The 19,964-nt window shown below is 63.1% G+C and carries 26 protein-coding genes and 3 pseudogenes; 16 read left to right on the top strand and 13 right to left on the bottom strand.

Annotated features, from left to right (window positions below; genetic code table 11):
• Positions 1-16: 16 nt before the first annotated feature.
• A complete protein-coding gene (locus tag E3T47_RS15670) occupies positions 17-892 on the top strand; it encodes an acyl-CoA thioesterase (RefSeq protein WP_241982316.1) in 876 nt (291 codons plus the stop codon).
• A 12-nt stretch (positions 893-904) separates the two neighbouring features.
• On the opposite strand, the gene E3T47_RS15665 is transcribed toward E3T47_RS15670, so the two are convergent.
• Both E3T47_RS15665 and E3T47_RS15660 read right to left on the bottom strand, forming a co-directional pair.
• Positions 905-1,609 (bottom strand): anti-sigma factor family protein, encoded by a 705-nt coding sequence (locus E3T47_RS15665; RefSeq protein WP_134556959.1) that lies wholly within the window; start codon positions 1,607-1,609, stop codon positions 905-907.
• Entirely contained in the window at positions 1,606-2,115 is a 510-nt protein-coding gene (locus tag E3T47_RS15660) for a sigma-70 family RNA polymerase sigma factor (protein WP_134556958.1), read from the bottom strand. Before E3T47_RS15660 ends, E3T47_RS15665 begins: the two co-directional genes overlap by 4 nt.
• A gap of 141 nt (positions 2,116-2,256) precedes the next feature.
• On the opposite strand from E3T47_RS15660, the gene E3T47_RS15655 reads away from it, so the two are divergent.
• Entirely contained in the window at positions 2,257-2,715 is a 459-nt protein-coding gene (locus tag E3T47_RS15655) for a QcrA and Rieske domain-containing protein (RefSeq protein ID WP_134556957.1), read from the top strand.
• A gap of 12 nt (positions 2,716-2,727) precedes the next feature.
• Here the strand turns inward: E3T47_RS15655 and E3T47_RS15650 are convergent, their stop codons facing one another.
• The 5 genes from E3T47_RS15650 to msrA form a co-directional block, all read right to left on the bottom strand.
• Positions 2,728-3,198, bottom strand: a complete 471-nt coding sequence (locus E3T47_RS15650) for an acyl-CoA thioesterase (RefSeq protein ID WP_134556956.1) — start codon at positions 3,196-3,198, stop codon at positions 2,728-2,730.
• 20 nt (positions 3,199-3,218) lie between these two features.
• Positions 3,219-4,901 carry an energy-dependent translational throttle protein EttA gene (ettA, locus tag E3T47_RS15645; protein ID WP_134556955.1) on the bottom strand — a complete coding sequence of 561 codons (1,683 nt, stop codon included), beginning with the start codon at positions 4,899-4,901 and terminating at the stop codon, positions 3,219-3,221.
• Between the two features lie 5 nt (positions 4,902-4,906).
• Complete coding sequence (locus tag E3T47_RS15640; RefSeq protein WP_241982315.1) at positions 4,907-5,449, bottom strand: DUF6993 domain-containing protein; 543 nt, start codon at positions 5,447-5,449, stop codon at positions 4,907-4,909.
• 41 nt (positions 5,450-5,490) lie between these two features.
• Positions 5,491-6,120, bottom strand: coding sequence for a single-stranded DNA-binding protein (locus E3T47_RS15635; protein WP_134556954.1), 630 nt, complete (start codon positions 6,118-6,120; stop codon positions 5,491-5,493).
• Positions 6,121-6,258: 138 nt separating this feature from the next.
• On the bottom strand, positions 6,259-6,783 hold the full coding sequence (gene msrA, locus E3T47_RS15630) for a peptide-methionine (S)-S-oxide reductase MsrA (RefSeq protein WP_134556953.1): 525 nt from the start codon (positions 6,781-6,783) through the stop codon (positions 6,259-6,261).
• A 153-nt stretch (positions 6,784-6,936) separates the two neighbouring features.
• Between msrA and E3T47_RS15625 the strand changes: the two genes are divergently transcribed.
• Both E3T47_RS15625 and E3T47_RS15620 read left to right on the top strand, forming a co-directional pair.
• Entirely contained in the window at positions 6,937-7,242 is a 306-nt protein-coding gene (locus tag E3T47_RS15625; RefSeq protein WP_241982314.1) for a hypothetical protein, read from the top strand.
• Between the two features lie 84 nt (positions 7,243-7,326).
• Positions 7,327-8,106, top strand: a complete 780-nt coding sequence (locus tag E3T47_RS15620; RefSeq protein WP_134556952.1) for a hypothetical protein — start codon at positions 7,327-7,329, stop codon at positions 8,104-8,106.
• A 78-nt stretch (positions 8,107-8,184) separates the two neighbouring features.
• On the opposite strand, the gene nadE is transcribed toward E3T47_RS15620, so the two are convergent.
• On the bottom strand, positions 8,185-9,006 hold the full coding sequence (gene nadE, locus E3T47_RS15615; RefSeq protein ID WP_134556951.1) for an ammonia-dependent NAD(+) synthetase: 822 nt from the start codon (positions 9,004-9,006) through the stop codon (positions 8,185-8,187).
• A 310-nt stretch (positions 9,007-9,316) separates the two neighbouring features.
• Between nadE and E3T47_RS15610 the strand changes: the two are divergent.
• Positions 9,317-9,822 (top strand): annotated as a pseudogene (locus E3T47_RS15610) (TraG/TraD/VirD4 family protein); the annotation flags it as partial.
• A 116-nt stretch (positions 9,823-9,938) separates the two neighbouring features.
• Complete coding sequence (locus E3T47_RS15605; RefSeq protein WP_134556950.1) at positions 9,939-10,505, top strand: hypothetical protein; 567 nt, start codon at positions 9,939-9,941, stop codon at positions 10,503-10,505.
• Positions 10,506-10,878: 373 nt separating this feature from the next.
• Here E3T47_RS15605 and E3T47_RS15600 read toward each other — a convergent pair whose 3' ends face one another.
• The 3 genes from E3T47_RS15600 to E3T47_RS15590 form a co-directional block, all read right to left on the bottom strand.
• On the bottom strand, positions 10,879-11,310 hold the full coding sequence (locus E3T47_RS15600; protein WP_134556949.1) for a hypothetical protein: 432 nt from the start codon (positions 11,308-11,310) through the stop codon (positions 10,879-10,881).
• 243 nt (positions 11,311-11,553) lie between these two features.
• The gene (locus tag E3T47_RS15595; RefSeq protein WP_134556948.1) at positions 11,554-12,372 is read right to left on the bottom strand and encodes a nucleotidyl transferase AbiEii/AbiGii toxin family protein; all 819 of its coding nucleotides are present in this window, start codon (positions 12,370-12,372) and stop codon (positions 11,554-11,556) included.
• A 59-nt stretch (positions 12,373-12,431) separates the two neighbouring features.
• Complete coding sequence (locus tag E3T47_RS15590; RefSeq protein WP_134556947.1) at positions 12,432-13,019, bottom strand: type IV toxin-antitoxin system AbiEi family antitoxin domain-containing protein; 588 nt, start codon at positions 13,017-13,019, stop codon at positions 12,432-12,434.
• Between the two features lie 296 nt (positions 13,020-13,315).
• Between E3T47_RS15590 and E3T47_RS15585 the strand changes: the two genes are divergently transcribed.
• From E3T47_RS15585 to E3T47_RS16015, 9 genes and pseudogenes are all read left to right on the top strand, one after another.
• Positions 13,316-13,654, top strand: coding sequence for an ArsR/SmtB family transcription factor (locus tag E3T47_RS15585; protein WP_134556946.1), 339 nt, complete (start codon positions 13,316-13,318; stop codon positions 13,652-13,654).
• 1 nt (position 13,655) lies between these two features.
• A complete protein-coding gene (locus E3T47_RS15580; RefSeq protein ID WP_134556945.1) occupies positions 13,656-14,303 on the top strand; it encodes a dihydrofolate reductase family protein in 648 nt (215 codons plus the stop codon).
• Between the two features lie 142 nt (positions 14,304-14,445).
• The gene (locus tag E3T47_RS15575; protein WP_241982323.1) at positions 14,446-14,775 is read left to right on the top strand and encodes an SRPBCC domain-containing protein; all 330 of its coding nucleotides are present in this window, start codon (positions 14,446-14,448) and stop codon (positions 14,773-14,775) included.
• A gap of 508 nt (positions 14,776-15,283) precedes the next feature.
• A complete protein-coding gene (locus E3T47_RS16630) occupies positions 15,284-15,547 on the top strand; it encodes a DUF4913 domain-containing protein (protein WP_277871857.1) in 264 nt (87 codons plus the stop codon).
• 230 nt (positions 15,548-15,777) lie between these two features.
• Positions 15,778-16,110 carry a YciI family protein gene (locus E3T47_RS15565; protein ID WP_134556943.1) on the top strand — a complete coding sequence of 111 codons (333 nt, stop codon included), beginning with the start codon at positions 15,778-15,780 and terminating at the stop codon, positions 16,108-16,110.
• A 58-nt stretch (positions 16,111-16,168) separates the two neighbouring features.
• Positions 16,169-16,312, top strand: a pseudogene (locus E3T47_RS16865) (sigma factor); the annotation flags it as partial.
• A gap of 41 nt (positions 16,313-16,353) precedes the next feature.
• Positions 16,354-16,437: pseudogene (locus tag E3T47_RS16860) on the top strand (DUF6596 domain-containing protein); the annotation flags it as partial.
• Positions 16,438-16,455: 18 nt separating this feature from the next.
• The gene (locus tag E3T47_RS16490; protein ID WP_241982312.1) at positions 16,456-16,851 is read left to right on the top strand and encodes an RNA polymerase sigma factor; all 396 of its coding nucleotides are present in this window, start codon (positions 16,456-16,458) and stop codon (positions 16,849-16,851) included.
• Positions 16,852-17,639: 788 nt separating this feature from the next.
• Complete coding sequence (locus E3T47_RS16015; protein ID WP_166805736.1) at positions 17,640-17,798, top strand: hypothetical protein; 159 nt, start codon at positions 17,640-17,642, stop codon at positions 17,796-17,798.
• Between the two features lie 9 nt (positions 17,799-17,807).
• On the opposite strand, the gene E3T47_RS16625 is transcribed toward E3T47_RS16015, so the two are convergent.
• A complete protein-coding gene (locus E3T47_RS16625; protein WP_277871859.1) occupies positions 17,808-18,128 on the bottom strand; it encodes a DUF2252 family protein in 321 nt (106 codons plus the stop codon).
• On the bottom strand, positions 18,047-19,144 hold the full coding sequence (locus tag E3T47_RS15550; protein ID WP_134556941.1) for a DUF2252 family protein: 1,098 nt from the start codon (positions 19,142-19,144) through the stop codon (positions 18,047-18,049). Before E3T47_RS15550 ends, E3T47_RS16625 begins: the two co-directional genes overlap by 82 nt.
• A 449-nt stretch (positions 19,145-19,593) precedes the next feature.
• Between E3T47_RS15550 and E3T47_RS15545 the strand changes: the two genes are divergently transcribed.
• Positions 19,594-19,761, top strand: a complete 168-nt coding sequence (locus E3T47_RS15545; RefSeq protein ID WP_134556940.1) for a GNAT family N-acetyltransferase — start codon at positions 19,594-19,596, stop codon at positions 19,759-19,761.
• The last annotated feature ends 203 nt before the right edge of the window (positions 19,762-19,964 follow it).

Genomic DNA, 19,964 nt, shown 5'->3' with positions numbered 1-19,964 from the left:
TGCCCGAGGAGACAGCATGCACAAGCCGATGGAAGGCCTCCTGGCCGTCCTCGATCTGACCGATACCGGTGCCCGCACGAGTGAGGACATCTTCACCGGTCCGTCCCAGTGGATGCCGCTCGGCCGTGTGTTCGGCGGGCAAGTACTGGCCCAGTCGCTCGTCGCCGCAATGCGCACCGTGCCCGACGAACGCCACGTACATTCGATGCACGGCTATTTCCTGCGCCCCGGCGACGTCAAAGCGCCGATCACCTTTTCGGTCGAGCGCATTCACGATGGTCGATCATTCTCCACCCGCCGCACGCAGTGCTACCAGGACGGCGTGCCGATCCTGTCGATGATCGCCTCGTTCCAGGACGCCGACGAGGGACTGGAACACCACATCGAGATGCCGAAGGATATCCCCGACCCGGAGAGCCTGCCGACGGCATCCGCTTCGCTCGCTCACATCGACCATTCGGTCGCCCGCTACTGGGCGAGCGAGCGCCCCTTTGACATGCGGCATGTCCCATCGCCGATCTACCTCAAGGTCAAGGGCGAGCACACCTCCCGCCAGGCCGTGTGGATGAAGACGTTCTCCCCGCTGCCCGATGACCCCGACCTGCATCGCGCGGCCCTGGCCTATGCCAGCGACTATTCCATCATGGAGCCGATCATGCGCAGACACGGTGTCGCCTGGTCCTCCCCCGGTCTCAAGGTCGCGAGCCTCGACCACGCCATGTGGTGGCACCGTTTCGGTCGCGTCGACGAGTGGCTGCTCTATGTGCAGGATTCCCCGAGCGCGCAGGGCGGCCGCGGCCTCGCCACCGGCAGCATCTTCAGTCGCGACGGCGTTCTCCTGGCCACCGTCGCGCAGGAGGGCATGCTGCGCGTGCCCATCATTCTCGAATAGCTCAACAGGTCGCTACCAGGTCGGTTTGGATTCCAGCAGCACCCGCTCGTCGGGCATCCACCGAATATCCACACTCGCGATGTCGTTTTCCGCCACGCTCGTCGTGCCGGCCGCGCTGATCGTCGTGCCGGGGCCGGAAATCCAGCTGGCAACGAGGCTTTCCTGGCCGGAACGGTCGGTCACGAACAGGGCGTAGGGCTGCGGACCGAAATCGTTGCCGCTCTTTGCATAGCTGCAGTTCGCGTCGATGCGGGTGCCCCAGTCTTGACCGGTCAGGCGAAACGTGGCGGTGAGCGGGCTCGGAACCACCGCTGTCATGGCCACGGTCGGCTCGCCGGCACTCGTGCCGGGCCGGTCGAGCCAGCCCGGCACGACGAGGGCAGCGGATGCCGCGATCACAGCGGCCGCGACCACGGTTCCGGCGACGAGCAGCCGGGCCCGCCGGGTGCGGGCTCTGGCCGCCTGCACCAGTCGGGGCAGGAGGGTGGCGGATGGGGCGGCATCCGTTCGCGAAACACCGGACTGGCCGAACTGCAGCGCCTGGTCAAGCGGAACCTGGGCGAGCAGCCCCGGCAGACCCACGAGGTGGGCGACCGCCTGGCTGCAGGCCACGCAGTCGTTGAGGTGCCGTTCATAGTCACGCCGGTCGCCCGGCGACAGGGCGCCGAGTACGTAGGCGCCGTCCCAGTCCGAAAATTGGTCACCAGGAGTGTTCATCGCTCCGTCACTCCTCGCTCCTGCAGCGCGAGCCGCAGGGCTCGCAGTCCGTAGTGGAGCCGCGATTTCACGGTGCCTTCGGGAATGACGAGGTCCCGGGCGGTCTCGGCCACGGACTGGCCCCGATAGTACGCGCAGACGATGACCGCCCGGTGGTCGGGTGAGAGGTCGTGCAGGGCGTCCGCAACCAGCCAGGCGTCCAGCAACGCGTCGGTCTGGTCATCGGATGGAATCTCCGGCAACTGGTCAGTAAGTATCTCGTGGCGGGCCCTCGCTGAGCGTCGATCGTCGATCACCAGGTTGCGGGCCACCGTGAACAGCCAGGCCCTGGCCGAGACCTCGGTCTGGTCGAGCAGGCGGGGACGTCGCCAGGCGCGCAAGAGCGTCTCCTGCACGACGTCGTCGGCGAGGGCGGGGTCGTGGGTCAAGCGCACGACATAGCGCCACAAGAGCGCCGCGTGTTCGTCGTGGAGGGCCTGCAGGAGTTCGGTACGCTCATCGGCCATAACCACCTCCCCTGCTTAACACGATGATGTCATTCTTGTGGTTCACTCGAAGCCCTGAAACACTGAACGGAATCGCTCCCTGCCTCGTTACTAGCTAGAGCAGAGCCAACCTACCCGCGAACACGCACATCAAGGAGAATCATGACACCGGCACTCAACCTCTCCCGTCGCAACATGATCCTGACCGGCGGAAGCGCTGCCGCCGCCGTGGCATTGGCCGCGTGCAGCAGCCCAACGGATGCCGCCACTCCTCCCACCAGTTCGGAAACGACCGATGCGGGCGGGTCGGGTGCGGATGCAGGCTCGGCAACAACCGAGATCGCGAAACTCGCCGACATTCCGGTCGGAGGAGGCATCGCAGCGTCCCTGGATGGCCAACCAATTCTGCTCGCCCAACCGACAGCCGGTACGGTCGTAGCCTTCAGCGCCATTTGCACCCACCAGGGATGCAAGGTGGAGCCAGCAGCGACGGAGTTTAATTGCCCCTGTCACCAGTCGCGGTATGACCTCGCGACCGGAGAGGTGCTCGGCGGTCCAGCGCCGCGGGCGCTCGAGAGAGTGACCGTCACCGTCGACGGCGACACGGTCCTCGCCGGTTGACGACCTGTTTGCTCAGCGCCGCGAAAACTCGATGGGAGCGTCGAGGTAAGGCGTCCACGCCGCGCGTTCGGTGTCGTTGATGCGCCGTGGCCGCTCACTCGCCGCGTCGACGAGCACGATGGTCGTGTTCGCCCTGGCATACAGCTGCTCGGGAGTGACACCTTCGGGGCTGTACACCTCGTAACAGACGTCGAGGCTTGCGCCGCCGAGCTTACCGAGCCACAGCCGCACATCGAGGGGCTGGCGCAGATACGGCACCGGCGCGAGGTATTCGATCTCCTGTCGTGCGATCAACGTCAGGGTCGCCGCTCCCGGGCGACCGTCGAGCACGGCAGTGCTCGCGCCGATCGCCCCGTCGTCTTCGGTCACCCAGAACGCCAGGATGCGAGCTTCCTCGAGCAGGCGTAGCATCTCAGAATTGTTGACGTGACCATAGGCGTCGAGGTCAGACCAGCGCAGGCGAATCGGTACGTGCAGTTTCACAGGTTCTCCGTGGTTCGCCTCTAGTCGCGGGTGAGCTTGCGGTAAGCGGAGCGGTGCGGCTTGGCCGCGTCCGGGCCGAGACGCTCGATCTTGTTCTGCTCGTACGACTCGAAGTTACCCTCGAACCAGTACCAGTTGGCGGGGTTGTCGTCGGTACCCTCATAGGAGAGGATGTGCGTGGCTACCCGGTCCAGGAACCACCGGTCGTGGGTGATCACCACGGCGCAACCCGGAAACTCGAGCAACGCGTTCTCAAGCGAACCGAGGGTTTCGACATCAAGGTCGTTGGTGGGCTCGTCAAGGAGCAGCAAGTTGCCGCCCTGCTTGAGCGTCAGCGCCAGGTTCAGGCGGTTACGCTCACCACCGGAGAGCACACCAGCCTTCTTCTGCTGGTCGGGACCCTTGAAACCGAAGGTCGACACGTAGGCGCGCGACGGGATCTCGGTTTTGCCGACCTGGATGTAGTCCTGGCCGTCGGAAACGACCTCCCACAACGTCTTGTTCGGGTCGATGCCGCCTCGGTCCTGGTCGACGTAGGAAATATCGACCGTCTCACCGATCCGCAGCTCGCCACCATCAAGCGGTTCCTTGCCGACGATCGTCTTGAACAGAGTGGTCTTTCCTACGCCGTTCGGGCCGATGATGCCGACGATGCCGTTGCGCGGCAGGGTGAAGCTGAGGTTCTCGATGAGCATGCGCCCATCGAAGCCCTTCTCCAGTTTGGTCGCGTCGATGACCTGGGCGCCAAGGCGCGGGCCGACCGGAATGACGATTTCTTCAAAGTCGAGCTTGCGGGTGCTCTCGGCAGCGGTGACCATCTCTTCGTAGCGGGCCAGTCGAGCCTTCGACTTCACCTGACGGCCCTTGGCGTTGGATCGAACCCACTCGAGTTCGTCGGCGAGGCGACGCGACAGCTTCGCGTCTTTCTTTCCCTGGACGAGCAGACGTTCTTGCTTTTTCTCGAGGTAGGTCGAGTAGTTACCCTCGTACGGGTACAGGTGCCCGCGGTCGATTTCGGCGATCCACTCGGCTACGTGGTCGAGGAAGTACCGGTCGTGGGTCACGGCGAGCACGGCGCCCGGGTACTTGGCGAGGTGCTGTTCGAGCCACAGCACACTCTCGGCGTCGAGGTGGTTAGTGGGCTCGTCGAGCAGCAGCAGGTCGGGCTTCTGCAGCAGAAGTTTGGTCAGCGCCACACGGCGCTTCTCACCGCCCGAGAGGTTCGATACTTCGGAGTCCCCCGGAGGGGTGCGCAGGGCATCCATGGCCTGTTCGAGCTGGGAGTCGAGGTCCCAGGCATCCGCTGCATCAATGGCTTCCTGCAGTACGCCCATTTCGGCGAGCAGGGTATCGAAATCGGCGTCGGGTTCGCCGAGGGCGAGGCTGATTTCGTTGAAGCGGTCGACCTTGGCCTTGATCGGCCCGACGCCCTCCTGCACGTTCTCGAGCACGGTCTTGCTCTCATCGAGCTGCGGCTCCTGCATGAGGATGCCGACGGTGTAGCCCGGGGAAAGTCTCGCCTCGCCGTTACTGGGGGTGTCCAGGCCCGCCATGATCTTGAGAATGGTGGACTTTCCGGCGCCGTTGGGGCCGACGACACCGATCTTGGCGCCGGGAAAAAAGGACATGGTGACGTCGTCAAGAATCAGCTTTTCACCGATCGCCTTGCGAGCGCGGACCATTGAGTAAATAAATTCGGCCATAGTGTTTACCAGTCTATTTGTCGGGTGGACCCGACAAGACACAAACCGGTCGACAGAATCGGTGCCACCACGCTGTGAAAGCCGTCGCTGGCCGGGCCGATCTGTCCAATCAGGCATTCGCCGGTGAACCGCACGGAGAACTGGACCGCGTCGGCTGCAAGGTCGGTCTGAGTACGATCGAAGGTCACTTCCATGGCGGTTCGGTCGAACCCGCCAGCCACGAGCGCGTCGATGTAGGCGCGCCCGTCGGCGGCAGGGTTGGCCTTGGTGACCGCGGCGGCCAGAAAGTTGAAGTAGACGAGGTTGTCGGCGGCGGTTCCGGTGGGCAACAGCGTCGGGCCGGCGTCGGGTGTCGCCGACGGCTCTGGCGTCGCGGAGCCTGACGACGCCGAAGCGCTGGTAGCGGGCTCGGCCGGGCTGGCGGTGCACGCTGTCAGACTGACTCCGAGGAGCAGCACCGCGCCCACCACTCCAAGGGAATACGGCGAGCGACCGGCGTGCCGTCGCACGGATCCACTCATCATCTTCTGTTCTGCTGGTTCTGCCACGCCCACGAACTGCCTCCCCCGGTCCACGCGTGTGGACGTTGCTAAGAGTCTAAACGCGCATACGCATCCCGATCCGCGTCGGTGTCTATCGGAACAAAGCCGTCTCCGGAACGGTCGATGGGGTCGGGGTCAGCCTCGTATGCAGCGAAAGAGTCGGTGGATTCGAAGGATTCCACCGGTTCCGGCGCCGTCAGATCCGAGCCGGTCTGCTCGGCACCAGTTCGGTCCGCACTGAAACGGGCTGCCGCCCCGCTGCGCACCGGCGTCGTGGTGTACCAGGTGAGGTCGTGGCCGACAGATTCAGCGATGATCTCAACGGAGGTTCCGGATTTTTCAGCATTGGTCCATTGGCTAATGACCAGCCGCCCGGTGACGACAACGTGTTCGCCCCTGCCCAGCGATTTCCCCGCATTCGTGGCCAGCTGGCGATATGTGGTCACGGAATACCAGCAGCTCTCGTCGACGATCCATTCATCTGTGATCTTGTCATGGTGGCTCTGGCGGGAAGCCAGCCGAAAGGAGGTGATCGGGGTGCCGTTCTTGCCGAAGGTCAAACGGGGGACGGTGCCGATGACTCCGGATATCGTGATGTGGTCGCTCATGGTTTCTCCCGGCACGGTGATCGCGTGAATACGCAAGCTCTCGGCGCCAAGCGAACCGCCGGCGCACACGACCCGGGACCGACAACTCGTGCCAATCTTCGTCGTTCCCAGGTCGCACACTGCGAGTGTGCTGCCCGAAGCGACGTCTCGGTGGCAGTCGACAGAATCGGTGAAGTATCCCGCCAGGGAACAGCTGGGGAGGAGAAACTAGTTGACGAGGTACTCGGAGTACGACTTACGAATCTTGTTGACCTTCGGCACGGCGACGGCCATGCAGTAGCCCTGACCGGGATTCTTGTTAAAGAAATCCTGGTGGTAATCCTCGGCCTCGTGATAGTCGCCGAGCGGTTCGATCGTGGTTGTGATGCCGGAGCCCCACCACTCGCTCGCCCGATCGCGCGCTGTTTCGAACAGCCCCTTCTGCTCGTCATCGGTGTAAAACATCGCCGACCGGTACTGGGTACCCACGTCATTGCCCTGACGGTTGAGCTGGGTCGGATCGTGAAGAGTGAAGAAGACGTCAAGAATAACGCTCGCCGGAATGATGTCGGGGTCAAAGGTCACGGCCACAGCTTCGGCATGGCCGGTACGCCCGGTGCAGACCGCCTCATAATTCGGGGTGGCGGTCGTGCCGCCGGTATACCCGGACACCACCTCGCTTACCCCGCGTAAGACTCGATAGACAGCATCGAGACACCAGAAACATCCGCCCGCGACCACAAAAGTTTGCACCTATTTAGCCTAACTCGTCGCTCGCTGCAGCCACGGGTCGAACCCGCATTCACACCGTCTGTTCGCCCAAAGCGGATGTCGGTGGTCGCCCCTACGCTGCAAGAAACGCCCGGGGCTGGCTTGTTATCGCTGAACTATTACAGAGGAGCACGTATGAACACTCTCATCGCACCGATTCTTCGCACAGTGATTTCCCCAGCACTTCCCGCCACCGTGCGTCCTGCCACCGTGCCTCCTGTTACCGTGTCTCCCAAGGCAGTGCGCGACCGCAGTTTCATCCATGTACGCGACGGGCTCTGGCGCATCGTCGACCCGACCGGCGCTGTCATCGGCTATATCGAACACCACGTCGGCGTTGACGGCGACCGATACACCGCCCGGCGCGTCGTTTTCGCGACCCGCACCCGAGACCTCGGAGCGTTCTGTCGCATCGACGACGCGGTCGATTGCTTTCGCTAACCGGCACCTGATTACTGCATTTGAGTGGGGGCACGCCGTGTCTGGTCCCCGAAAACATGGTGCGGCGCGGATAAAATCCAGCACATGGAATGGTGGAATAGCTTCGTAGCCTGGATTACCGACGTCAGTACCCGACCGATGGTTTTCACCGTGGTCGTGTTCATCGGCGCGATTGTCATTGCCAGCGTGCTGGCCGCGTTGATCTCGCGCGGGGCCGTCAAGCGGCTCATCACCCAACGGGATCGCGAGATCAAGGTGGCCGCGATCGCGACTCTCATCGATGCCGCCACCGAGGCATCCGTCTGGAATTCGCTGACGCCACAAGAACAGGTCATGAGCGACCGCGCGGTCGGCCAAGCCGACATCCAGGTGCGGTTGCTGCCGATCCGCGGATCGGGAATCGCCGCGAACTGGGCGGCCCACGAGCTGTACGAACTCAAGCGTACCTCTGCCACATTCGGATACCAGCTGGAACCGGCCCTGGTCGAGTTTCGCGACCGCCTGGTTGATTGGCAGAACAAGCCGGCCCGAGCGCGGAAGATCTTCCAGGGCGACCTGGACCGGTGGAAGTCGCAGAACTCGTCCACTGAAAAGAGCCTGCTCGCGGAGCAGGAAGCCTGGGTCGCCCAGCAGCACCACGACCAGTACAACGCGAGCGACTCCGCACCGGCACCGCTGCGCTCCGCACCGCTTACGCCCGCGACCGTCAACCGAGCACCAGCGTCAACAGCCTCGGCGTCAACGGCGCACGCATCCACGGCGAGTGCATCTACCGAGACGCAGCGCCTGCTCGACGACGTGAACAAGCTCGAGGTGCGCGGCACCGACCCGCTCACGCGGTCCTCGCAGGCTCCGACGCTCTAAACGCCGGGATCAGCCCCAACGAGCCGGTCGTCGTTTTTCAGCGCTGACCGGCTCGTTATTCGTTGACTCCGTCTAGAGCTACTGCCACCACTCGTCAAAGAGTGAGGCCGGCACCCGGCGCTTGTGCTCGGTGCTGAGGTAGCGCTCCTCGATGGCGTCGGCGACCGCGTCCTCGACTGGCTGGCCCTCGAGAAAGTCGTCGATGTGCTCGTACTGCATCCCAAGGTTCTCCTCGTCGGTCTGGCCCGGAGTGTGGTCGAGTAAATCAGCCGTGGGGTCCTTCAGGTAGAGCTGTTCGGGCGCGCCCAATTCCACCAGCAGGGCTCGACCCTGGCGCTTGGTCAGCCCGGTCAACGGCAGAAGGTCGGTGCCACCGTCGCCGTACTTGGTGAAGAAGCCCGTTACTGCTTCGGCAGCATGGTCGGTGCCGACCACGAGCAGTCCGAGCTGGCCGGCCAGCGCGTACTGGGCGATCATCCGGGAGCGCGCTTTGATGTTGCCCTTGGTGAAGTCGGTCATCGCCACGTCGAAGCTCGTCAGGAATTCGTTCTCGAACCCGTCGACGGCGAGTGCGATGTTGAAGTTGGCCTGCGAGGGCGGGCGGATGAATTCCAACGCGAGTTGGGCATCCGCTTCGTCGCGCTGCACCGCGTAGGGCAGCCGCACCGCAACGAAGGTCGCAGGATGCCCCTCATCGACGAGTTCGTCGACCGCCATCGCGCACAGCCGTCCGGCCAGGGTGGAGTCCTGACCGCCGCTGATACCGAGCACGAAGCCCTGGGCGCCGGTGCGCTTGAGGTAGTCCTTGAGAAATTTCACCCGTCGGCGTACCTCAGCGGCCGGTTCGATGGTGGGTGAGACGTTGAGTTCCGCGATGATTCGCGCCTGGAGTTCTCGCATACGTCGAATGTAGCAATCCTCGGGAATCCGCGCTGCCGCCACCTGCGAAATAATCACACCGAGTGCCGGCGAATAGTCGCGAGAATTTTCCGTCCGGTAGGACAAACGTCGCTCGGGGCGACACGACAATGATTGTTAATAATTGGGACAGTGCGCGTGCGGATTCCCGCGCACTGCGATCGACATGCAACACGGATCGCGGCATCAGCCGTTCTGCCCTGGCAATCGGTGTGGCCGGTGTTCTACTGGCCGGACCCGACGGGTGCGCCGCCACAGTCACGAACGACGAAACGGGTGCCGCGACTCGCCCCCCCCTCTGCTGCTCGCGCTCGACGAGATCGGCAACCTTGCGCCACTCCCCTCGCTCCCCACGCTCACGGCAGAGGGCGGGGGCACCGGCATCACCACCATGCCGGTCCTGCAATCCCTCGCGCAGGCGCGCACAAAGTGGGGCGACAACGCCGCCGACACCATCTGGGACTCATCGATAGTCAAGATCGTGCTCGGCGGAGGATCCAACTCGCGGGACCTCCACCACCTCTCCACCCTGATCGGCGACCGGGACGAATCAACCGACTTGACGACCATCGGCGATCGGCGATCGGCGATCGTGGTTCACGTTCATCGCAGCGCTCCATTAGCCGCGTCCCGATCATGCCGCCAGACACCATCCGCGCTCTGCCCTTCAGCACCGGCCTGGTCATGCTCCGCGCGGCGCCCCCGATCATCGCCAGCCTGCAAATGTGGACGGCCCGGTCTGATGCCAAGGAGCTGCGCGCGAACCGGGCCGAAATCGAAGGGTTGATGCGGGCGCCACCCCGCAACTCAGCGGTGAGTGCCGAGCCCGACAGTCCGGCCGCGCAGAATGCGATGTCGCAGGAGGCGGGGCCTGCCCGCGCCGGTGCATCCGTTCTGGGAATGTGAGGTCGGCAATGGCCGAGTTCCTGGTCGAGTGGGTGCCCGGCGACCACGACGACTCATTCCGAGAGAATTCCTTGGATGACCTCGACGGGCCGCTCACCACCGAGCCGCCACATCCGATCAACTGGAACCTCCTCAGCGCCGACGACGCTGAGGCCGAATGGATTGAACTCAACCGCTGGGTGAACTGGCTGCGACGCTCGTATGGGCTGCCGGCATCCGTTGTGCCGTCGTTCTGGCATCGGCATCCCGAACTGGTCTGGGAACTCTCTGCACTACACCTGCACTGGCTCGGTACCTACGACCCCGACCAGCACGGCTCAGCACCGTTCGGGTGGCATCGTGACTTCGCGGATGCCCGCCAGTGCCTTCGCGACTGGGTTGCAGTGTCGGGGACGCGGTTGAAGCGCGACCGTGCGACACGGCAGACTTCGTGGTCGGGGGAACCTGCCGCCGACGCCATCGAAGACGTCGTCATCGGTAACCGTGACGAGGACTTCGTGCAGTTCGTCGTGGACGACGTTTCCAAGCGCCGCGAGGCTGAGGCCAGTTTTTACGCGCGTGCGGTCTCTCCCTGATCTCCCGATTGGGCGTGCGACTTGGATCAGCTCTTGCCCACCCGCAGTCTGGACCGCGTAGACATGTACGGCCGGTCGCGTCTCTTGGTGCTCGCAGTTCGGCTTCTGTCGTTGATGCGTTTGGACCCCGGTCATCGGGCATTACATCGGGCCGGGCAAACGCGACACTCTGGATCGTTTGAAGCGGCGAAGGCCGTGACGGCGCGAGAATGCTCGTTGGAGGTCCGTCTTGCGGGCGGCTAATGCAACCATCGAGGGTGTGAGATCCGACCCGACGAGTGAACCGACTGATCATTCGCGGGGTGCCTCGTCTTTCCGCTCATTGTCCTAGCGTGAAGTCGTCTGCAGGGTCGAATCTCTCCCGGCTAAAGCATTACTCGCTTATCCAAGTCGCGTCGACGACTGTGGCGTAGCTACTCTCCGCCGAGTCGGTGTCGTACTTCGCACCTTGATATTCGAGGACGATCCAGTCGGATTGGTATCCGTTATCGCCGAGAGCGGCTGTGAACCCTTCGGCATCGTCTCGGTCCTCGAACTGGTAGACAGTGATCTGGTCCGCTCGGACGGCTTGGGAGCATCTGACCTCGTCGGAACACGCCTCGGCTGTGATGTCCTGGGGATTGGTGACGGGAAGGTCCGGTTGTCCTTCGAAGCCGTTGAATACGTCTTCCACCGTCATAGTCGATCGTGGCGCGACGAGTTCCTGAATCCCACGAAGCGGGTCGCCAGCTGTGACCCAGAGACCGGCCACAATGACGGCGGCAGCGAGCGTGATTGTCGTGATTACGATTGAGCGTTTCGACATCGCCTACTCTTTCTGCATGTGGCGGTCGAGCCGGGCTCGGTTGCGCACGAGATCGGATCATTCCGGTGTTGGCTTCAACTTAGCGGGCTCTGTGGATATCCGATCTCCAAGTTGCCGGAAACGCTATCGGAGCAGTCGGTGCGACTCCCAACGCAAAAGTCCCCATAGCGACCCGCGACCCTGGAGCAATAAAACTCGACTTCCCCGAAGGCCCGTTGAGGGTTCCCTTTACGGTGTTTCAATTCAGCGTTTGTGCCAGCGCTGAGTTGCCGAGTCCCAAACGTCAGCGGGGCCCACGGCGCCGCTAAAAACCGGATCCGCGAACTGGATCACGTGCGTCAGCTGGTCGTCGAAGGATTCAAGGCAGATGTCCGTAAGGGAGAGCTTGCGCCGCCATGCTGCCCATTTCGGTTGAGCGATCGCGTGCCACCCTGCTGTGGCGACTGCGATTGAGGTCAGCGGGACTCGTCGGAAATCAGCGACGCGCTGTGCTGCACCGCGCACCTCACTGGCGCTGAAGTCGTGGGAAAGTGAGAAATTCCGAAGATCGACGATGTCGCGCCACCGTGTGCTCGTCGTTCCACGCGTCAGCATCGTGACCGCCTTCTCAGCAACGACCATCACCAGCGGATAGCCGAGCATTTCAAATTCTCCACCGAGGATTTGCGGGACGGTCACCGTGCGTGGGTTTGGCCAGATCGGGTCTCCGGTGCTGATATCCAGATGAAACGACACGGCACTCGTGTAGACGTGTGCAAATATCTTGACTCGGAGCCCCGAGTAGTCGTCACCCTCACGGATGAGTCTGATATTCGTGCGGGCGGGGTCGATGGCCAGAGCATCGTCGACGGACACGGCAGCAACGGCGTCCACGACAGCGAGCAGATGGGCGGCATCCACGTGCAAGTTGACGGCTTCCATATCGATGTCGCTCGTCGGGCGCCGAAGCCGATACGCCGCACGGAGCACGCCACCCTTCAGCACAAAGTCATCTTTGTAAATTGTCTGAGCTAGCCGGTTCAGGAACGCCTCCATCGCGTAGAGGATGACCGTCTCGGACACGGCCCGGCCCGAATCTCGGGCATGCCGGTGGAGCGCGGCGTAGAGCTGTGACGCGTGGCTCACGAGAGCAGTTCCAGGGCGTGACGCAATGGACCACTTGCTCGGGGCAGTTGCCGGGCGATATCCATCAGCACGGCCGGGTGCGACCCGCTCCTGCGCAGCCAATTCTTCAACGCTTCCGGAGCGATCTCATACCCTTCCAAACCACGGAGTCGGTAAGCATCGACGATGGAGCGCTCCGGCGAATACAGGCCGATGGTCGCGTCGGATCCATCGATGGCCAGCTCAGTGCGTCCGAGCCTGAACGTCGCCGCGTCGAAATGGTGCCAGGCAACGGGAGCGCCCGTAGATGGGGTTCGCGCACCCCGAGGAAGCGCAACGTCGATTCGCGCGGGGATGGCATCCACGAGGCCATGATGTGCCAAAGCGCTCGAAAGGCACACGGTTGCGTCCTGTCGTCGGGCCACGATCTCGATCAGATCCAGGTTGGTTGGTGGAAGGTCGGCTCGACGATACAGGCCCCTGCCGATTCGGTCGATGGTGCCGCTCTCACTGAGGCGGCGCAACTCCCGTGTCCCGATACCTGCATCGGCTGCCATAGTTGCGCTAAAGGTCGTGGCGGGCAGAGCATCGATCTTGTCCATCATCGACCTCCCTTCCCGTGTATCAAAATGTCTACACGTAACTTTACCTGTAAACACTTCAGTACACCAAGAGTTCAAGAACCCGACGCCAGGACATTTGACCATATGTCCCGTAGAGGTCCGCCGTTCCCTATACGGGACGGCATTAAGGGTCGACGTCGGTGTGGATGATTTGTGCAGGCGAGTACGGAAAATGACACTGGTGCTAAACGATCAATTCCGGAGAAGCTTCAAACGCCAGACACGTTCCTGGCGTGAGCCGATTGACGAATCCCTGCCCTTCAAGAATAATCAGGTATGTGCCTAAGTATTACGACGAGCTCGATGCCGTGCTCCGCGCTCTCGCGGCTCCGACGCGCCGGGCCATCGTGGAACGGTTGGCGAAGTCCCCAGCAGTCGTGTCCGAACTCGCGGCACCGTTCTCGATGGCGTTGCCGTCGCTCATGCAGCACCTGTGCGTCCTCGAGAACGCGGGACTGGTCACGTCACAGAAGCATGGGCGCGTCCGCACCGTGAGCCTGCGACCGGGCGCCCTCGACGTCCTACACCTGTGGCTCGGCGAGCAACGAACCCCCGCCGAACACCAAGCCGACCGGCTCGGCATCCACATGACCCGTACCACCCCGAAGGAAACCTGACGTGACCCGCGTTCGCATCGACCTGTTCATCTCGCTGGACGGCTATACCTCGACGACCGACCACGCCCCCGAAAATCCGATGGGTGAGGACTGGGAGCGCCTCACTGCGGCCTACGCCGCGACCCGCACGTTCCACGAGCGCGTCTTCGACGACACCAGCGGCAACGGCACGACCGGCATCGACGACTCCTACGCCGCCGCGTTCTTCGAGGGCGTCGGCGCCGAGATCATGGGCGCGACCATGTTCGGCCTGCACTCGTTTCCCGACGATCCGGACTGGAAGGGCTGGTGGGGTGGCCAGCCGCCGTTCGGCACCCCGGTCTACGTCCTCACCCACACCGCACCGCGTCCGTCGATCCCGATGGAGGGCGGAACAACGTTCCACTTCCGCAACGCCGCAATCGAGGACGTGCTCGCGGAGGCGACCGAGGCTGCCGGAAGCCTGGACGTGCGCGTCGGCGGTGGAGTCGGCACCGCGCGCGACTTCCTGCGCGCCGGCGTGGTCGATCACTTGCATCTCATGGTCGCCCCGATCCTCCTCGGCCGGGGCACTCGACTGTGGGACGACCTGCCCAGCCTCGACCTCACCCACAAGGTAACAACGGAAGTGGCCGAGAGTGGCACGATCCACGTTAACTTCGCACGATAGGACGCACTCATGACGATCAAACGCCGACTCTCCCGCGCCGGGTTCACCCTGACCCGCGACTACCCCGTTCCTCTCGAGCGCGTCTGAGACGCGTTCGCCGAAGAGGACCAGAAGCGGGGGCTGGTACGGCGCCGGCGACACCATTGAGCCCGGTGAGTGGGCGTTCGACTGTCGCGTCGGCGGACGCGACGTCGACGAGGGGACATTTCACGACGGTCCGGTCTCGCGGTACGAGGCCACTTACACCGACATCGTCGGGCACTTCCGCATCGTCACGACCTACGACATGTGGCTCGACGGGGTCCACATGTCGACGTCGGTGGCGTCGTTGGAGTTCGAGCCGCTCGACGCGGGCACCCGGTTCACGCACGTCGAGCACGGCGTCTTCTTCGACCAGTTCTGGGCCGATGGGCCGGGCCGAAAGGAAGGCACCCGGGGCCTGCTCGAGGCTCTGGGCAACTACCTCGCGTGATGCACCTCCCGCACGCAGCCCCGGCGTTCCGGCTGCGCACACGATCCCCTTGGAAAGCCGTCGGCGCTTGACCAAAATGGAGGAGTCCCTAGAGGTCCGAGTGACTCACAAATCAACCACCACCGCGGCGGCAACCACCTTTTCGCCGGTAAACCGATCTACGTCCAGCGTCGGGAGCTCGACGAGCCGCACGCTGAAGGCCAGCCGCGGGTGCGCGCGCTCGGCCCCGAGCTAGTCTGGCTCGCGCACGATCACGAGCCGTGGCGAACACGCACTGTCTGAGGCATCATGCCGGCGCTCTCCGTGTCTCCCGGGTTCCGTGCCCATCACTCTTGGTTTCATCGACAAGGTTCCTCATGACATTTCATTCGACGACCTAACGAGCTGTCCCCGATCGCAAGGACCGATACAGCGCGCGTGGGACCTGATGAAAGCTCTTGTTTGATTGCTTTTATACACGGAGAGTTCCCACTTCCAGACGAGAAACCGAAGGGTCTCTCCACAGGCGGTGACCGCCTGCTGGCACTCCCGGCCGTTCCCACTTTCGTGGAGTCCTGCAATCTCGGATGTCGCGTTCTCGCAGGCGCGGAAAGCACTACGCCTGGAGTCAACCTTCGGCATGAGCGTGCGGTGGCGCGACCACGCAGACCACCACATGCGGATGCTCATGTCCCCGGAAGGACCGTTCGAGACCTACCGGAACCGGAAGAGCGCCGGTGACCCGCTCCCGCCCGCCCATCACCTCCGCCGGCGGTGGAGAGCTCGCCGATAACGGCACCGTGGGCGGCTTCGAACTCAGCGAGGGCTTCGCTTCGGATCGCAAGGTCGCTGGCTGCACTCGTGTGGATCAAAATCATGTACTTCAAGAGGAACTCCTTCAGTGATGTATTTCTTACTGCGACGTATAGCGAAAGACTATGAGGGCGCCGCGTGTTGACGCGCTGTCCTGAAGTGCTCATCCCGTACGTCGAATTCACACAACGACAAGCAAAGGACCAACTTATGGAATACATGCTGTTCATCTGCACAGACTCGACGGCGCCGACGACCGAACCGCCTGTCCACACCATCGAAGAATGGGTAGTCGAAACCACTAATGGGGGCACCAGACGCCACGGCGACCGTCTGCGCCCGGCGAACGATGCGACCACGGTAAAACTGCGTGGCGGACGGCTCAGCGTCACTGCTGGGCCGTTCGCTAAAACGACGGAGTGGATCGCTGGATACGACGTGATCGAGTGCGGCGACCTCGACGCGGCTATTGAGATCGCGGCGAAGCACCCAATGGCCCAGTTCGGTCAGATCGAGATTAGGCCGATGTGGCCGATCGAATAGCGGATGCTATCGTTCATTCCTCGAGGAAACTGCACGCATCATCTCCACTGTGATTCCGATGACCGGCGGCTTCGCTCTTGCCGATGATTGTGCACAGGATGCGTTTGTGAGGGCGCTTTCTGACTGGCGCAAAGTTGGCATTCCGGACAATCCTGGCGCCCGGCTGACCACGGTGGCCAAGAGGCGGGCGATCGACCTGCTTCGGCATGCTGGCGCCGAAGACCGCGCGCTTCGGCGGGTTGCGCAGCTCGCACCGACGCTGTCGGAGATGTCGTCACCCTCGAAGAGCAGGACAGATCGCTGTGGGACCGGGATGCCATCATCGAGGCCCTCACCATCTTTCGGTTGCTGGTACCGCGAGCAGGTAGGTATGAACTGCAGGCCCGCATTGCCGCCTGCCACCTCGAGGCTTCCGATGCTGCAAGCACTAACTTCGCGCGCATCGCTGAACTGTACGACGCTCTCGCCTTCATCGATCCCACACCGGTCGTGGAACGCAATCGCGCGGTCGCAGTGGCCATGTCCCAAGGACCAGAAGCCGGCCTACGCCTTATCGACGCGCTCGTAACCTCTCGGGGTATGGAGGACTACTACCTACTCCCGGCGACACGCGCCGACCTGCTGCGCAGGATGGGTCGAGGGACCGAAGCCGCAACCGAATACGAGAAAGCACTTCAACTAGCCCCATCAGAGGCCGAGAAACGCTACCTGGGCAAACGCCTGGCAGAAACGAGACGCTGATGCAGATCACCCTGACCGACGGGCGAACACTGCACGTTCACGACAGCACCAACGGTGTTCACGCCCCCTAACCGTTGTCTGGCACCACGGCTCGCGACAAACCGGAGCAGCCCTCGAACCGCGCCTGCGAGCCGCGGCGCTGCTCGGCATCCGCTGGATCTCATACGCACGACCAAGCTACGGAGACTCGTCAGCTCAACCCGGTCGCACCGTCACAAACGCCGCAGCCGACGTCGAGCAGCTCATCAATGCGATGGGCATCGACCAGATCGCCGTCATGGGCGCTTGCGGGGGCGGGCCACACGCCCTCGCCTGCGCAGACAGCAGCGCAGCGAGACCACAGCCCGAATCGCACAGTTCCTCGGCGTTTCACGAGGGACGATCGACTGCTGCCTCCACCGACCAATGGTTCCAGGCCAAGTGCAAGTCTGAGTAGCAGAGCCGCCTGGCGATTGGAGTGGTCCCCGAAAGTTGGACACCTAAGTTAGGGATCCACCTCCAGGGAGTAGTTAGATGTATTCGAAAAGCACGTCGAGTAACTCCGAGGCAGCGTCGGCCGTCGAGATATTCGAGCAGGGCTTCACCGCCAAGTCGGTGGCCATGTCTCTCGACCTTGCCCGGTCTCCGGTCCAAATGTTTTATCAGCGATGGCAACTACGAGGATCGGGGGCTTCGAGGGCTCGCCGGTCAAGGTGAACATGCGTGTGTGTGAGGAGTGCAAGCGCTAGCGCTCGCTTCCCTTAGTGCAGGTTTGCGGCTGCCCCGGCGGCCCGGACGAACGGGGTTGGATGAAGCGCTTCGCTGCGGCCAGGCGCACCGGACCGCACCTGCGCGCAGTGAAGGCCGGTGAGATCGTTGTCGGAAACACGATCGAGGTCATCGAGGTTCCGGCCGACGCGCCGACGATCACCGAGGTCTTCGCCGGAACTGCTTCGCTGACCGCCTGACGGATGCTTTCAGGCGGAGAGCTCTGAGTACGCCGCCGTCAGCAGCACGAAGTCGGCCTGCGACTGGTCGGCGTAGGCCAGCGACCAGCCGACGACGGCGTGATCAAACGCACCCGAGCTACCGAGATACCCTGCGATCATCGCCGCATTCTCGCTCTGCGAGTGCGCTCGCGCCAGCAGTGTGCCGCACGCGACCGCGTAGGTCACGAACGGTTCAATCGTGAGCTTTGAAACGTCGATCGATCCCTTCATGTCGCGAAACTGGCGAACATAGAAGTCCTTCTCGTCGAAGCGAACATACCCGAGAAAGAGGTCGGAGACAGCCTGCAGGATGCGCTGTTCGACACGACGCGAAGGGCTTGCGGGGCATCCGCCGTCTCGAGCCCCAGAAAGCGCGGGTTGACCGCCTCGCCGCCGTACGACTGCAGCACCGAGACCTGGGCCTCTTTAATCTGCAGCACCAGCGACTCGCCCTGGGGTCCGGTGAGGATCATGATGTAGCACCGCGTGCCGACGCTGCCCACGCCGACGACCCGGCGTGCGATGTCGGTGATGGTGAACTGAGAAAGTAACTGGGCGATGTCTGCCGGCACCGTTCGGCGATACTTCTCGAAGAGCTTGATGATCGATTCTTCGTCGGCGTACGGAACGTGAGCGAGCACGGGAGGGTTCTCTTTGAGCAGCAGCCGGCCGTTGGGCCCGCGCTCGGAGATCTTCTCGATGAACGCCTCAGAGGTTCGCAGGCGCGCCTGGCTGGTCGCCTTCTTCAGCACCTTGCGGGAGGCGGAATCGAAGTTCTTGTTCTCACCCTCGATGTCGACTCTAAAGTAGAATCGCTCGAGCACAGAGAGCTTCATCATGTCGCGAAGGCCCTCGCGGCAGCCTGCTGCTGCCGCTGTGGCCGCCCGGCGAATCTCTGCGGCCGAAAAGTTCGACTCGCGAGCGCCGATGACCACGCTGGCCACGAGGCGCTTCACGTCCCACTCCCAGGGACCCTCGGCCGCCTCGTCGAAGTCGTTCAGGTCGAACACCATCGTGCGCTGGGGGCTTGCGAACAGACCGAAGTTGCTGATGTGGGCGTCGCCGCAGCCCACCACTCGAACGCCCGTGATGGGGCCGCCTGCGAGGTCGGCGGCCATTATGGCGGCGGCACCGCGGTAGAAGGTGAAAGGGCTGACGAGCATCCGCTGCATTCGAAGGGGCACCAGTTCCTGCACTCGGGTGGCGTTCTGTTCGTTCAGGATGCCCAGCGGGTCTCTCTGCGCAGACGGCACGTAGCTCGCGTGCAACTGGCGCGGCACCCGCGTTCGCAGGGCCTTGCCCGCAGCCAGCAGCCAGCAGGTCACTCTGGGACGCGCGGCCCTCACGTTGTTCGAGATTCCAGCCGGCGATTGTCATGCGTGCCTTTCGTTTGAAATCACTCTAGGGCCGCGAGCGTCGGCTGGATGTCGCGTCGTACGAGCGTGGTGATTGGTGTTCCACCGCGGCGCGGTTTTCGGGCTGATAAATACAAGTTGTCCCACGGGCTGTGGCGCAGCTTCCTACCGCACTTGACCGGGGCTCAAGGCATCGTAGGTTCAAAAGGACTGCTGTCGGTTTGATTGACTCCTGCTTTGTGAGGATTTCAATGGCGTGAACACTGTCCAGAACACTAGGGCCAATCGCAGCCTATCTACTTGTCACGTGGCCCGTCCGTGAACGCGGCGCCACCGAGGAACTTGCGCCTAAGTCGAGGGTCGCCGCCCAGTAGAGGTGCCCCGTGCGGGCGGTTTCAAATGCTGGCCGAGTGTGAGGGGTGGCAGGACAATTGATCGGCCGCGTGGAGAGCCACGCGCGTCAGGCGCAGCTGTCAGAACTGACAACCGACGTCAGCATCACTGCCCGACCCTTCTTCGAACGCTACGGATTCACCGTCGAAGCTGAACAACACCCGGTGAAGGGCGGCGTGCCGCTGACCAATTAAAAGATGAAAAGGACGATCCTCGACAGCGCGGTGAGCCTGAGAGGGCGGCTTGTTTGCCACACCCAGGACCCGGCGTGGTGGTTGTCGTCGCGCCCGCACAACGTTCCCTTGTGACCGCCCAAAAATTCACGCCGATTTCGTGTGAACGCAGCCAGGCTCCCACCACAGGAGAGTCGCTTCGATCTCCCGGAGGACAAAACGTT

Source organism: Cryobacterium ruanii (assembly GCF_004404055.1).
Classification (GTDB): domain Bacteria; phylum Actinomycetota; class Actinomycetes; order Actinomycetales; family Microbacteriaceae; genus Cryobacterium; species Cryobacterium ruanii.
The sequence above is the reverse complement of the archived record's forward strand: the minus strand, read 5'-3'. Positions and strand labels throughout refer to the sequence as shown.

Coding starts and splice junctions, on each gene's coding strand:
- ettA (WP_134556955.1), bottom strand. CDS start 4,901: ATGGCCGAATTTATTTACTCAATGGTCCGCGCTCGCAAGGCGATCGGT.
- E3T47_RS15665 (WP_134556959.1), bottom strand. CDS start 1,609: ATGAACACTCCTGGTGACCAATTTTCGGACTGGGACGGCGCCTACGTA.
- E3T47_RS15670 (WP_241982316.1), top strand. CDS start 17: ATGCACAAGCCGATGGAAGGCCTCCTGGCCGTCCTCGATCTGACCGAT.
- E3T47_RS15655 (WP_134556957.1), top strand. CDS start 2,257: ATGACACCGGCACTCAACCTCTCCCGTCGCAACATGATCCTGACCGGC.
- nadE (WP_134556951.1), bottom strand. CDS start 9,006: ATGCGAGAACTCCAGGCGCGAATCATCGCGGAACTCAACGTCTCACCC.
- E3T47_RS15660 (WP_134556958.1), bottom strand. CDS start 2,115: ATGGCCGATGAGCGTACCGAACTCCTGCAGGCCCTCCACGACGAACAC.
- E3T47_RS15605 (WP_134556950.1), top strand. CDS start 9,939: ATGGCCGAGTTCCTGGTCGAGTGGGTGCCCGGCGACCACGACGACTCA.
- E3T47_RS15565 (WP_134556943.1), top strand. CDS start 15,778: ATGGAATACATGCTGTTCATCTGCACAGACTCGACGGCGCCGACGACC.
- E3T47_RS15590 (WP_134556947.1), bottom strand. CDS start 13,019: ATGATGGACAAGATCGATGCTCTGCCCGCCACGACCTTTAGCGCAACT.
- E3T47_RS16015 (WP_166805736.1), top strand. CDS start 17,640: ATGAAGCGCTTCGCTGCGGCCAGGCGCACCGGACCGCACCTGCGCGCA.
- E3T47_RS15625 (WP_241982314.1), top strand. CDS start 6,937: ATGAACACTCTCATCGCACCGATTCTTCGCACAGTGATTTCCCCAGCA.
- E3T47_RS15600 (WP_134556949.1), bottom strand. CDS start 11,310: ATGTCGAAACGCTCAATCGTAATCACGACAATCACGCTCGCTGCCGCC.
- E3T47_RS15620 (WP_134556952.1), top strand. CDS start 7,327: ATGGAATGGTGGAATAGCTTCGTAGCCTGGATTACCGACGTCAGTACC.